This window comes from Salicola sp. AFF1 (genome assembly GCF_056783195.1).
Genome location: NZ_JBXAYL010000006.1, coordinates 1 through 11,550, shown reverse-complemented (window position 1 = coordinate 11,550; position 11,550 = coordinate 1). Strand labels below are relative to the sequence as shown.

Here is an 11,550-nt window from a genome sequence, read left to right as displayed (position 1 = left end):
AGAGCAACGTTTGAGCCTGATCGAATCCATCATCTCCGAGCTGCGTGTGCCCGATCTGCCGTATCCGGTTGGGCAGTCGGCGACGGATGCCCCCCAGCTCTGGAACCGGACACTGTCCGAGGCCTGGAACGCGGGCAGCGACGAACGGGTTGTGACGCACCTCCAGCGCGTTGACGCTGTCTGGAGCATGCGCCAGGTCAATGCCGCCTACCTGGCGGACCGGGTCATGAATGTGTTTCTGCGGCGTTCCGGGCTTCATCCCTATCTGATTCATCGCGTGGCCCGTATGCGTTTCTGGCTGGCTCTGGACCTGGAAGCGAACGGTGACCAGGCCGTGGCGGAGACGCGTCCACTGCGCCGCTGGCTGGACAGCCTCCAGGCGCTGCGTGGTTGGAGCCGGACCGGGGGGCGCTCCGACAGGCCCGTGGAGAATCATCTCGAGGCGATGGAGCAGGCCGTAGGTCAAGCCCTGGCGAGTGGCGATGAGCACCCCATTGAGGTTTGCGTCAGTGATTGGACGGATCAGATCCGGCGCCAGGCGGATCAGGCCGAGCGCGTGGCATCCCGGCTGTGGCAGACGGAAGTTGGGGCGGCTGGACAAAGGGCGGCGGAACAGGCCGTCAGGGCCGCCCTTGCACGTACTTTGCGGGGGCGCCATCTGCCGTCTGGGCTCAAGGCTTTCATTGAGGCGGATTGGCGCGCCCTGATGCGGCGGGCAATCATGGATCACGGTCTGGAATCCGAAAGCTGGCGGCATGCGTGGCGTCTTTTGGAGTGGTTGGTCTGGGTCGGGGATGAAAGTCTGTGTGGACAGGACCGGAACCGGCTCTATCACGTTGGAGAGCAGCTTTCGGACAAGCTCGTGCAGGTGGTGAGCATGGTGGATGGGCGGAACCCCGATCCGCAGCGTTTCCAGGTGGTGGAGACGCTCCTTGCCCAGCGGTTGCGTGGTGAACCGGTTGACCAGGAGGCGGCGGAAACGCCGGAAGCGGACCCGCGGTGGCTTGAGAAACCGGATCCCGCCCAGGGTGACGAGGCCCGGGATTGGGTGGGCAGCTGGTACCTGTACGAGGAAGATGGTCAGCAAATCCGCCAGTTCCTCACTGGTTTTCTGGAAGAGACCGGTGAGGTGTTGTGGACCAATGCGCGGGGCGCCAAGCTGAGCATTGAGTCCTTCCGTTCCGTTCGGGCCCGCTACGAGGCCGGGGAGCTGACCCAGCTGCCGGAAGCCTATCCCTTTGCCGCCGTGCTGAACGATACGCTTGACAGCCTCCAGCGTGTGCTTGAATCCCAGAAGAAACAGCGCGAAGAGGCCCGGGACAAGGCGCGTCGGGAAGCGGAAGCCTTGCGCCGTGCCCAGGAAGAAGCTCGGGAAGACGAGCGTCGCCGTGAGCAGGAGCGTGAAGAACGTGAAGCCCGGGAGCGTGAAGAGGCCGCCCAGGCGGCGCGGGATGAGGCCGAGGCTCAGCAGGTTAGTGAGGCGGCGGAGCTTTGGGAGAAAGTTCTGGCGGAAGTGGATTGTCTGGAGGCCGGAAGCTGGATCCAGCTGGGCAGCAGCGATGAAGCCGTGCGGTTGAAACTGGCATTGCGAATAAGAGCATCCGGGAAGCTTGTGTTCGTGGACCGGCATGGCCTCAACCGCCAGGAAGTCCTCCGTGAGGACCTGGCAGCCCGCGTTCGCGACGGGGAGGCCCAGCTTCTCAGCCAGGGCGCCGAGTTTGCGGATACGCTGTCACGGGTTGTGGGACGGCTTCGGGTAGGGCGCTCATGAGTGACTTCTGGATTCCGGAGAGCTACGAGCAGCGCAATGAATACCGGCTGGCCGGGCGTGTGGTCGCGGACCTGCAGGTGGCAGACGGTGTGGGTGATGAGCCACCGCGCTGGTTACGTTGCTGCACTCGGGATATTTCCGCCAGTGGCATCAGTCTCACGGCGGACGAACCAGTGGTGGCAAACGCATTGCTGAACCTGCGGGTAACCATCGATGAGGGCGCCACTTACGCCCTGTTGGCAGAGGTACGGTCATGCCGGGAATGGGCGGATGGCTTCTGGCGGGTCGGTCTGGCGGTATTGGATGCGGGTGACAACAGCCTGGCTGACTGGAAGGAGGCTGTCGCCACCCTGCTGGATGACTGCTGAGGCGAGGGCTCAGGTCTCCATCGGATTCATGGCCATATTGCGGAACCCGGCATCCACGTAGATAACCTCTCCGGTAATACCACTGGCCATGTCGGAAGTCAGGAAGGCCGCCGTATTGCCTACTTCCGCGGTGGTTACATTGCGCTGCAGTGGCGTGCGCTTCTCGTTTTCAGAAAGCATGCGCCGGAAGCTCTTGATACCCGAAGCGGCCAGCGTCTTGATGGGGCCTGCTGAGATAGCGTTGACCCGGGTGCCCTCGGGGCCCAGCGAAGCGGCCAGGTAGCGCACGCTGGCTTCCAGGCTGGCCTTGGCGAGACCCATAACGTTGTAATTGGGCAATACCATCTGTGAGCCGAGGTAGGTCATCGTCAGGATCGAGCCATTGCGCCCTTCCATCAGCGGCCGGGCTTCACGGGCAAGTGCCGTGAGACTGTAGGCGCTGATGTCATGCGCACTCTTAAAGCCTTCGCGACTGGTCACTTCGGTGAAATCGCCATCAAGCTCCTCGCCCGGCGCGAATCCAACTGAATGCACCAGAATGTCGAGACCTCCCCAGTGCTCGTTGAGTGACTCAAACAGCTCGGCAATCTGCTGATCGTCGGTTACATCGCAGGGCAGGACGAGGTTGCTGTTCCAGTTCTCGGCAAACCCTTCCACCCGGGACTTGAGCTTGTCATTCTGATAGGTAAGTGCGAGCTCCGCGCCCTGATCATGCAGTGCCTGGGCGATGCCCGTGGCAATGGAGTGCTTGCTGGCGATGCCCACGACCAGCGCTTTCTTTCCGTCCAGTATTCCCATGCTGACCTCAGTGTGTGTTACGTATGTCGACGTACAGCTTAAGTTGCTGTCCGGGCTGAAGATAGTCCTTGGTATTGATGTTGTTCCACTGCGCGATTTCCGAAACACCGACATTGAACCGGTTGGCGATCCGGCGGAGTGAGTCGCCAGAACGCACTGTGTAACCCACACGCCGGACCATCTCACCCCTTTTGTCGCGCGGTTGCTGTTCATCCGTCCAGATGGCCAGGGTGTCGCCGGGCTGAAGCGTATCGCCGGGCGCCAGGTTGTTCCAGCTTGCCAGCTTGCTCACGGACACATCATGGGCGCTGGCAATATCCCAGAGGGTGTCACCACGGCTAACGCGGTAGTCGGTGCGGCTCTGGCCCTTGTTGCCGGCAGCGGCCTGGCGGGCTGCGCGGCGGTTGGATTCACTCAGGGCATAGGTATTACTGGCATTGCCGGCAGCCGGAATGAGCAGACGCTCGCCCTTGCGGATGGTGTGCCCCGAGATGTCGTTATGCTGGCGGATGACATCCGGCGTGGTATTGAAAGAGCGCGCGATGCTGATCAGCGTGTCGCCCCCCTGAACGGTGTAATTGCGCCAGCTGACCCGCTGATCATCGGGCAGGGTGTTGAGCGCTTCCCGGAACTGGTCCGCTGACGCCGCGGGCACGAGTAACCGGTGAGGGCCTTCCGGGGCCGTTGCCCAACGGTTGAAGCCGGGGTTGAGACGATAGATCTCATCCACGCCAACGCCGGCCATATTGGCAGCCTGGGCGAGATCAATCTGGCCCCCGATGTCCACAATTTCAAAATAGGGGTCATCGGTGATGGAGGGGAGCTGAATGCCGTGGGCTTCGGGGTTTGCCACGATCCGGGCCAGGGCGATCAGCTTGGGTATGTAATGCCGGGTCTCCGAGGGCAGATCCAAGCTCCAGTAGTCCGTGGGTTGTCCCCGGCGCTCATTACGCCGGATGGCCCGGAGCACGCGGCCGGCACCGGCGTTGTAGGAGGCGAGGGCGAGCTCGAAATCACCATCGAACCGGCCTGCCAGCTGTTCCAGATAATCCAGCGCCCCCTGGGTGGAGCTGATGATGTCGCGCCGCCCGTCGTACCACCAGTTCTGCTTCATACCAAAAGCACGGCCGGTGGCCGGAATAAACTGCCAGATCCCGGATGCGCGCCCGTGGGAGTAGGCGAAAGGATCATAGGCGCTTTCAACCAGGGGCAACAGCGCCAGTTCCCCGGGCATGTCACGCTTCTCGATCTCGCGAATGATGTAGGGCAGGTAGCGCCGCGCTCTTTCGGCGGTTCGCTTCATGTAGGATGGGTTCCGGCTGAACCAGGCCATCTGGCTGTCTATTCGCGGGTCGTCGATGTCATGTTCAAACTGGAACTGGTCCCGCAGGCGTTGCCAGACATTGCTGTAGCCGTGGCTGTCGTTGTCTGTGCTGGTTTCCCGAGAGGTGTCCGGTTGGAGGGCCCCCTGTGGCCGCACGACCTTGGCATCCATCCTGGCAGCCCGCACAATCGACGGTGGATTGTTGTCATGGTTGGTGCCCTTTGAGTGGAGGCTTTCACAGCCTGACAGCAACGGCAGACTCATGACTGAGAGCAGGCAGAAAAGCGGAACGTAATGCATAGAGACAGCCGGTTGGTTGAGGCCCGTGACAAACCGCGTTCACACGGCGTATCGAGATTCTAGGAAGGGCCCCGAGAACCGTCAATTACACCGCGTAAGATTTAATGTGTCTGTTGTAGCCGGGCTTCAACCGCGGAACCCGTCTTTCCACTGTCGGATCACGCCAAAAACCCGGTCGGCACTCAGGCCCTGTTCGCCCGCCTTGCGCTCGGCCGCGTTTATCACGTCGGGGTCATCCCAACGCAGGAAGGGGTTGAAGCGGCGTTCATGCCCCAGGGTTGTCGGCACGGTGGGTTGCCCGCTGTCCCGGAGCTGCTCAACCTGCCTCTGGTAGGTTTGGAGCGCCCCATCCTCCGGGGTCACTGCCCGGGTAAAGGCGACGTTGGCACGGGTGTATTCATGGCCACAGCACACCAGGGTGTTATCCGGCCACTCACGGAGCTTGGCCAGCGAGGCGCGCATCTGGGCGGGCTCTCCCTCGAAAATCCGGCCACAGCCACAGGCAAAAAGCGCGTCACCGCAGAATGTCACCGGCTGGGGCAGGTGAGGGCTGTCGCTATTGAACGCGATGTGATCAAGGGTGTGGCCGGGAACCGCCAGGATGTGGAACGACAGGTCCCGCCAGGCCAGTGTATCGCCCTCGCTCAGAGGGTGTGTGATGCCCTTGTACGGGGAGTCCGCAGGCCCATGAACCGGGATGTCGCCATCGCCAATCAACTTGCCCACCCCATGGGAGTGATCCGGGTGGTGATGGGTCAGCAGCACTGCTTCCAGCGTTAGGCCGTTACGCTCAAGAAAGTCACTGGCGGCTTGTGCTTCGCCGGGATCGACGATCATGGCACCATTGCTGTGTGTATCGTGGATGCACCAGATGTAGTTGTCATTCAGTGCGGGGATGGCATCGACCTGATAACCCATGGCGACCTCCGTTGCTGGGGATTGCGGACCCCCATTATAGGGAATGCTGCGGTTGTGACGAGAGCGGACTTGCCAGTTGCTGTGCTGGGCTCGACAATTGGCGGTACAAACAGGGGGAATCACCATGAACGCAGAGGCATTCGCACACTGGCTTGGGACGGGTCTGGGATCGGCGTTGCTCAATCAGGAGCAGGCCTGTGTGGCGACCGCGATGACCCGCGTTTTCGGTACCCGCCACCTGGAGGTAGGACTGAGCACCGACGTGGCGGTAACGCCACATCTACCGCAAGGGCAACAGCCGTTGGTGGTGCCCGGCGTAAAGGGAGATACTGACCGTGGGCCCGTTATTGCGCGCCCGGAGGAGCTGCCTTTCCACGATGATTGGATGGATTCCGTGGTCCTGCACCATACGCTGGACCTGGCGGAGGACCCCCGCCAGGCGTTGCGGGAGGCAGTCAGGGTCGTGCGTTCCAGCGGGCAGGTGATCGTGCTCGGGTTCAATCCGGTGGGCCTTTGGGGCTTACACCGGTTGTTCAGAGCGCGGCGTGGCATTCCCTGGAACAGCCGCTTTCTGCTGGCACGCCGCGTGCAGGATTGGGCTCAGGTGCTTGGCTGCTGTGTGGCACCACCGCGTTACGGCTTTTTCCGTCCTCCGTGGGGAGGCCGGCGCATGCTGGATCGACTCGCTTTTCTCGAGCCTTTCTATGAAAGAGGGCTTCAGGTGCCTTTGGGAGGATTCTATTGTCTAGTGGCTGAGAAACGGGATCTCGCCAAAATTCCTTTCAAGCCGGCGATCCCTGACCCCAAGGTGGTGGCCATGCCGGTTGCCAACCGGAGCGCATCCCCTGGGCTTAGACGGGCCGGTCTGAAATTGGTGCATTCCCGTGATGCCAGTAGCAGGGGAGATCAAGGGTGAGCCAGGTAACCTTGTACACAGACGGGGCCTGCAAAGGCAATCCAGGCCCCGGCGGCTGGGGCGCAGTGTTGCGTTACGGCGACCATGAGAAGCACCTGTGGGGTGGTGAACCCGGAACCACCAACAACCGGATGGAGCTGAGGGCTGCGATTGAGGGGCTGGCCGCGCTCAAACGGCGTTGTGATGTGGATCTGTACACCGATTCGCAGTACGTGAAAAACGGGATCAACCAGTGGATGGCCAACTGGAAGAAGAACGGCTGGCGGACCTCGGCCCGCAAGCCGGTCAAGAACGCGGAACTGTGGCAACGGCTGGACGAGCTGGTGCAATCCCATCGGATCAATTGGCACTGGGTCCGGGGTCACAGTGGTAATGACGGCAACGAGCAGGCCGACGCCCTCGCCAACAGGGGCGCGGCCGAAGTGATGGAAAGCGGAAACTGACTATGCGGCAGATTGTCCTGGACACCGAAACAACGGGCCTGGAACCCGAGCAGGGCCATCGCATTATCGAGATTGGTTGTGTTGAGGTAGCTGACCGCGAATTGACCGGTCGCCACTACCACGTCTACATCAACCCCGAACGCGAGGTGGAAGACAGCGCCATTGAGGTGCACGGCATCACCAATGAATTCCTGGCGGACAAGCCGACCTTCCAGGAGATTGCGGATGAGTTCCTGGCGTTCATCCGCGGCGCTGAGCTGATCATCCATAATGCGCCCTTCGACGTGGGCTTCATGGACCACGAATTCGGCATGCTGGAAGGCGACTACCCGCGAACCTCGGACGTTTGCGGGATCCAGGACTCCCTGGTGATGGCGCGCAACAAGCATCCCGGGCAGAAGAACAATCTGGATGTCCTGTGCCGGCGCTACGGCATCGATAACAGTAACCGGGAGCTGCACGGCGCATTGCTGGACGCGGAGATTCTAGCACTGGTTTATCTCGCGATGACTGGCGGGCAGACCGCGCTGTCGCTGGGAGAAGCCGAGCAAGGGGAGGAGGCCGGCACGGAGATCCGCCGTCTGGACCCGGACCGTTCGCCTCTGCCCGTTCCGCAAGCGGATGGGCAAGAACTGGAGGCGCACCGGGCCTTTCTGGATGGCATGGCCGAAAACACAAGCGTACTCTGGCACGAACGTGAAATTTCTTGAGAAAACTGAGAAACCTGCTACAGGTTATTGAAACTCTGACTCTATAGTGGAACCCCCTTTTATGGTGCAGGCGTCACTGGCAAGTAAAACACAGTCCTTTGGGCTGGTTCGCGAGGAAATCGAGGAAACGATTGGCCAGGCGGAGCAGAGCCTTGAGCAATTCCAGGAAAACCGTGAAAGTGAAGAAGATCTGCAGAACTGCGTGGACTACCTCAATCAGCTGCGCGGTATCTTTGCTCTGGTGGAACTCAAGGGAGGCGCGCTGCTTTGCCAGGAGGCCGTGGTCCTGGCGAACGAGGTGCCTGTGGGCGCCACCGATGATAAGAACAACCTCCTCACGGCGCTGAGCAACGCGCTCTTTACGCTGCGGCGGTATATTGAATATTACGAGCGCCAGCAGGTGGATCGCCCCGAGCTTCTGCTACCCGTCGTCAACGAGATCCGTGAGGCCCGCCGGGATAGCCCCTATCCGGACTCCTGGTTCTTCAGCGCCAATCTTGGGGTGCTCCCGGACTTCTGCAGCCAGCGCTCGATTACACCGCTGGAAACCTCGGATGAGTCCGAGTATGAGGTGCACGCCCGGCGCTTCCGTCTGATGTATCAAGTGGGGTTGCTCGGGGTGCTGCGCAATCAGGATCAGGGAACAAGCCGCCGGCTGATTTCGCGCGCGGCGGAGGGCCTGGCAAGGTTGTGCGGCAGCGGGCCAATGCGGTCGTTCTGGTGTCTGGTAAGCATCACCGCTGATGTATTACAGGACCAGAGCCTGCCGATAGAGCGTAACCGCAAGCGGCTTTTCATGCGCATCGAGAAGCAGGCGCGGGAGCTGATCTACAATCGCAACTCGGTTGCCGAGCAATCCCCCACAGACGCGCTGGTACGGGAGCTGATCTACATCCTTTATCGGAGTGGGTCTGCCAACCCCGAGGTGCTCAGCATTCTGGATGCGTGTGAGCTGGGGCAGCCCGACATAACCGAAGCGGAGCTCATTGAACACCAGCGCCATCTTTACGGCCCCGGTGCCGATGTCCTGCGCTCCTTCGCGGATGCGATCAACGAAGAGCTCAGTGAACTCAAGGACCGCCTGGATATCGTCGAGCGCGGGATTGATCCGGATACCACTGAACTGGCCACCATTGCTGCCGCCCTGGAACGGGTGGGCAATTCACTGCTGATTCTGGATCTGCACCAGTTGAGCTCACTGGCACGCCAGGAAGCCGGACGGCTCAGGGACTGGGAGGAAAAGGGCACACTGCCTTCGGAGTCGGAACTCTATGCCGTCGCGGATGCCGTTCTGAACATCGAGGAAGCGGCCCAGAACCTGGCCAGTCACGGTATTACGGCCGAGACCGACCGCCTTGCGAACAAGGTGCGGCAAGAAGAGAGCTCGGTCTATGTGCAGGAAGCGCTGATCGTGCTCAGTGATGAGGCCAGTTCCGCGCTCACCCTTGCAAAACAGGCCATTACCGCCTTCCTTGAATCCGATTTCGACAAGTTCCATCTCGCCAATGTGCCAGCAACGCTGCGCAGCATTGAAGGCGGAATGCGGCTTCTCAGAAATGATGAAGCAGAGCGGGTAGTGGCCCGTGTAACGGATGCGATTGAATCCCAGTTGCTGAACACCCAGCAGCCACCCGAATCACGGATTCTGGAGGCACTTGCCGACGCGATCACCTCACTGGAATATTACATTGAGGAATTGGGTGTGAATGCTTTGCCGAATCCCGAACTGCTGCGCCTGGCAGACAGCTCCCTGCAGGATGTGGGCCTGTAACGGTGTGGAGTCGGGGAGCGTAACCACGTGGGTGGCGCTCCCCACAAGTGGCATCAGCCGATGTTGAACAGCTCACTGAGCTTGGTTGCCAGCATCATGTCGCCTTCAGCGCGCAGCTGACCGGCCATGAATGCCTGCATGCCATCGGTCTCGCCGCTGACAATGCCCTGAAGGGTCTCCGAGTTCATGATCAGGGTCACAGACGGATCGTCGTGCTTGCCGTCTTTCAGCTCGCAGGTGCCGTCCTTGATGATCAGGTGGTGAGAGTCATCATCTTCAATATCGAACTGGAATACCAGGTCCAGGCCGGCAGCAGCGTCCGCGTTGAAGTTTTTCTCGAGTTTTTCGAATACGGATTGTACAGACATGCTCGAAGTCCTTGGTTGCCATTGTTGTATCGCCATGGGCATGGCTTCCGGCTGACTGTAGGGAGGGGCGTCACTGCTGTCAAGATTGATCGAACGCTTGTTTGAACTTCGTGACGCAAGCCGTTAAGCGGGTTGGCTCGGCTGCGTCTTATCCTGAGCTGGCGTAATGCGTAGAATGCAGTCGATCGATTCGATCTACTGAGCGAAAAGGAGAGATTGGTTGGAGATTCTGGCGGAATACGGGCTTTTCCTGGCCAAGGTCGTGACCTTTGTGGTGGCTGCCCTGATTGTGGTTGCCATGGTCATGTCCGCGGCCCAAAGCGCACGCGGTCAAGAGGATGAAGGTGAGCTTCAGGTGGTCCGGGTTAACGACCAGCTCCGGGACAACCGGGAGACCCTTGAGTCGCATCTCCATGACGGCGCCGGACGCAAACGATGGTTAAAGGATCTCAGGCGCAACCGCAAGAAAGAGAAGAAGGCGGCTCGCAAAAGCAGCGACGACGGTTCACGGCGCCGTGGGCGGCTCTATGTGGTCGATTTCCAGGGCGATATGAAGGCCAGTCAGACGGGTAGCCTCCGGCGCTGCATTACGGCCATTCTTGGTGTGGCGGAACCGGAGCATGACGAGGTCATGGTCCGCCTTGAAAGTGCGGGCGGGATGGTCCACTCCTACGGCTATGCCGCTGCCCAGCTGGACCGGATCCGCCGCGCCGGCCTCCCCTTGACCGCCTGCGTGGACAAGGTCGCCGCTAGTGGCGGCTACATGATGGCGTGTGTCGCGGACCGGATCATCGCCTCACCGTTCGCGATGCTGGGCTCTATCGGGGTCGTGGCACAGCTGCCCAATGTGCACCGGCTTCTCAAGCGCCATGACGTGGATTTCGAGGTCCTGACAGCGGGTGAGTACAAGCGCACCATGACGGTGTTCGGTGAGAACACCGATAAAGGGCGGCAGAAGTTCACAGAGGATCTGGAACAGACTCACCAGCTGTTCAAGGATTATGTCAGCGAGCACCGGCCAGCGGTCGATATCGACAGCGTCGCCACCGGCGAGGTCTGGTTCGGCCGCCAGGCATTGGAGGTGAATCTGGCGGACGAACTCAAGACCTCCGATCAGGTGATGAGCGAAGCCTGTGACCAGCGCGATGTCCTGCTGGTGCGCTATGAACGCCGCCGAACGCTGCCTGAGAAACTGGGGCTGAGTGCGGCGAGTGCCGTAGAGTCCGGGGTCATGAAAGGGGTGGAATGGATCCGTGCAGGGCGTTTCCAGTGATGGCCGCGTAAGCTGGCAAGGGGGCTCAAGGCGGGTTATCATGGGCCCTGTCGCCGATTCACCACAAGCGTTTGATGGGAGAAAGCAATGAGTTACGGCAACCAGAATGAAGAAAGCCGCAACGACGCGGTACCCAATGAGAAGGATGAGCGTGCCGATGCGTTTGCGGCTGTGGGGCTGATCCTGCTCTTCGTGGCACTTGCGACGACCTTTGTTGCCACGCAATAACCACAGGGCTTGATGCCGGGGCGCTCAGCCCGCCCCGGTACCCTCCAGAACCAGCATCACAACAAGCGCGACCCCCACCACGAACGCCACACCAAAGATGATCCCGCCCACAATGAAGGGCCAGGGTGACGATGCGTTGAAATCGCGCTCACGATTGCGCTCTGAATTCACGCCCAGAGCGGCGGCCAGAACGCTGAGCACCACCTGCCAGAATCCGGGTTTCTTCTCATCCGTATCGTTCACAAAACCTCCTGTGGGCTGACTGGGCTCCTTATTATAAAGCAATATCGAGTAGGGTGAGGCGTCTCCGCCTCATCCCTCTCACAGAACCGTACATACGGACCACGTATACGGCTCATGCC

At 60.7% G+C, this 11,550-nt stretch carries 13 protein-coding genes; 8 read left to right on the top strand and 5 right to left on the bottom strand.

What is annotated here, in order from left to right:
* Nucleotides 1-10 precede the first annotated feature (10 nt).
* Together AC1RQI_RS05340 and AC1RQI_RS05335 are read left to right on the top strand one after the other, a co-directional pair.
* Nucleotides 11-1,771 carry a DUF1631 family protein gene (locus AC1RQI_RS05340; RefSeq protein ID WP_481903961.1) on the top strand — a complete coding sequence of 587 codons (1,761 nt, stop codon included), beginning with the start codon at nucleotides 11-13 and terminating at the stop codon, nucleotides 1,769-1,771.
* On the top strand, nucleotides 1,768-2,139 hold the full coding sequence (locus tag AC1RQI_RS05335; RefSeq protein WP_416634576.1) for a PilZ domain-containing protein: 372 nt from the start codon (nucleotides 1,768-1,770) through the stop codon (nucleotides 2,137-2,139). The genes AC1RQI_RS05340 and AC1RQI_RS05335 overlap by 4 nt, the downstream gene beginning before the upstream one ends.
* Before the next feature lie 9 nt (nucleotides 2,140-2,148).
* On the opposite strand, the gene AC1RQI_RS05330 is transcribed toward AC1RQI_RS05335, so the two are convergent.
* From AC1RQI_RS05330 to gloB, 3 genes are all read right to left on the bottom strand, one after another.
* Nucleotides 2,149-2,937: an enoyl-ACP reductase FabI gene (locus tag AC1RQI_RS05330; RefSeq protein WP_416634575.1), complete on the bottom strand. Its 789-nt coding sequence runs from the start codon at nucleotides 2,935-2,937 to the stop codon at nucleotides 2,149-2,151.
* Between the two features lie 7 nt (nucleotides 2,938-2,944).
* The gene (locus AC1RQI_RS05325; RefSeq protein ID WP_481903960.1) at nucleotides 2,945-4,561 is read right to left on the bottom strand and encodes a lytic transglycosylase; all 1,617 of its coding nucleotides are present in this window, start codon (nucleotides 4,559-4,561) and stop codon (nucleotides 2,945-2,947) included.
* A 126-nt stretch (nucleotides 4,562-4,687) separates the two neighbouring features.
* Nucleotides 4,688-5,479: a hydroxyacylglutathione hydrolase gene (gene gloB / locus AC1RQI_RS05320; protein ID WP_481903959.1), complete on the bottom strand. Its 792-nt coding sequence runs from the start codon at nucleotides 5,477-5,479 to the stop codon at nucleotides 4,688-4,690.
* 124 nt (nucleotides 5,480-5,603) lie between these two features.
* Between gloB and AC1RQI_RS05315 the strand changes: the two genes are divergently transcribed.
* The 4 genes from AC1RQI_RS05315 to AC1RQI_RS05300 all read left to right on the top strand — a co-directional run bounded on the left by AC1RQI_RS05315 (nucleotide 5,604) and on the right by AC1RQI_RS05300 (nucleotide 9,319).
* Nucleotides 5,604-6,395, top strand: coding sequence for a class I SAM-dependent methyltransferase (locus AC1RQI_RS05315; RefSeq protein ID WP_481903958.1), 792 nt, complete (start codon nucleotides 5,604-5,606; stop codon nucleotides 6,393-6,395).
* Complete coding sequence (gene rnhA / locus AC1RQI_RS05310) at nucleotides 6,392-6,838, top strand: ribonuclease HI (RefSeq protein ID WP_481903957.1); 447 nt, start codon at nucleotides 6,392-6,394, stop codon at nucleotides 6,836-6,838. The genes AC1RQI_RS05315 and rnhA overlap by 4 nt, the downstream gene beginning before the upstream one ends.
* 2 nt (nucleotides 6,839-6,840) lie before the next feature.
* A complete protein-coding gene (dnaQ, locus tag AC1RQI_RS05305; RefSeq protein WP_416634570.1) occupies nucleotides 6,841-7,548 on the top strand; it encodes a DNA polymerase III subunit epsilon in 708 nt (235 codons plus the stop codon).
* A 61-nt stretch (nucleotides 7,549-7,609) separates the two neighbouring features.
* A complete protein-coding gene (locus AC1RQI_RS05300) occupies nucleotides 7,610-9,319 on the top strand; it encodes a FimL-related protein (RefSeq protein ID WP_481903956.1) in 1,710 nt (569 codons plus the stop codon).
* Between the two features lie 53 nt (nucleotides 9,320-9,372).
* Here the strand turns inward: AC1RQI_RS05300 and AC1RQI_RS05295 are convergent, their stop codons facing one another.
* Nucleotides 9,373-9,687 (bottom strand): SCP2 sterol-binding domain-containing protein, encoded by a 315-nt coding sequence (locus tag AC1RQI_RS05295; RefSeq protein ID WP_481903955.1) that lies wholly within the window; start codon nucleotides 9,685-9,687, stop codon nucleotides 9,373-9,375.
* Nucleotides 9,688-9,907: 220 nt separating this feature from the next.
* Here AC1RQI_RS05295 and sohB point away from each other — a divergent pair, with 220 nt between their 5' ends.
* Nucleotides 9,908-10,960 carry a protease SohB gene (gene sohB, locus AC1RQI_RS05290; RefSeq protein ID WP_481903954.1) on the top strand — a complete coding sequence of 351 codons (1,053 nt, stop codon included), beginning with the start codon at nucleotides 9,908-9,910 and terminating at the stop codon, nucleotides 10,958-10,960.
* Nucleotides 10,961-11,047: 87 nt separating this feature from the next.
* A complete protein-coding gene (locus tag AC1RQI_RS05285) occupies nucleotides 11,048-11,188 on the top strand; it encodes a hypothetical protein (RefSeq protein WP_416634567.1) in 141 nt (46 codons plus the stop codon).
* 24 nt (nucleotides 11,189-11,212) lie between these two features.
* On the opposite strand, the gene AC1RQI_RS05280 is transcribed toward AC1RQI_RS05285, so the two are convergent.
* On the bottom strand, nucleotides 11,213-11,431 hold the full coding sequence (locus AC1RQI_RS05280; protein ID WP_481903953.1) for a DUF2970 domain-containing protein: 219 nt from the start codon (nucleotides 11,429-11,431) through the stop codon (nucleotides 11,213-11,215).
* Nucleotides 11,432-11,550 lie beyond the last annotated feature (119 nt).

Coding starts and splice junctions, on each gene's coding strand:
- AC1RQI_RS05335 (WP_416634576.1), top strand. CDS start 1,768: ATGAGTGACTTCTGGATTCCGGAGAGCTACGAGCAGCGCAATGAATAC.
- AC1RQI_RS05330 (WP_416634575.1), bottom strand. CDS start 2,937: ATGGGAATACTGGACGGAAAGAAAGCGCTGGTCGTGGGCATCGCCAGC.
- AC1RQI_RS05325 (WP_481903960.1), bottom strand. CDS start 4,561: ATGCATTACGTTCCGCTTTTCTGCCTGCTCTCAGTCATGAGTCTGCCG.
- gloB (WP_481903959.1), bottom strand. CDS start 5,479: ATGGGTTATCAGGTCGATGCCATCCCCGCACTGAATGACAACTACATC.
- AC1RQI_RS05315 (WP_481903958.1), top strand. CDS start 5,604: ATGAACGCAGAGGCATTCGCACACTGGCTTGGGACGGGTCTGGGATCG.
- dnaQ (WP_416634570.1), top strand. CDS start 6,841: ATGCGGCAGATTGTCCTGGACACCGAAACAACGGGCCTGGAACCCGAG.
- AC1RQI_RS05300 (WP_481903956.1), top strand. CDS start 7,610: ATGGTGCAGGCGTCACTGGCAAGTAAAACACAGTCCTTTGGGCTGGTT.
- AC1RQI_RS05295 (WP_481903955.1), bottom strand. CDS start 9,687: ATGTCTGTACAATCCGTATTCGAAAAACTCGAGAAAAACTTCAACGCG.
- AC1RQI_RS05285 (WP_416634567.1), top strand. CDS start 11,048: ATGAGTTACGGCAACCAGAATGAAGAAAGCCGCAACGACGCGGTACCC.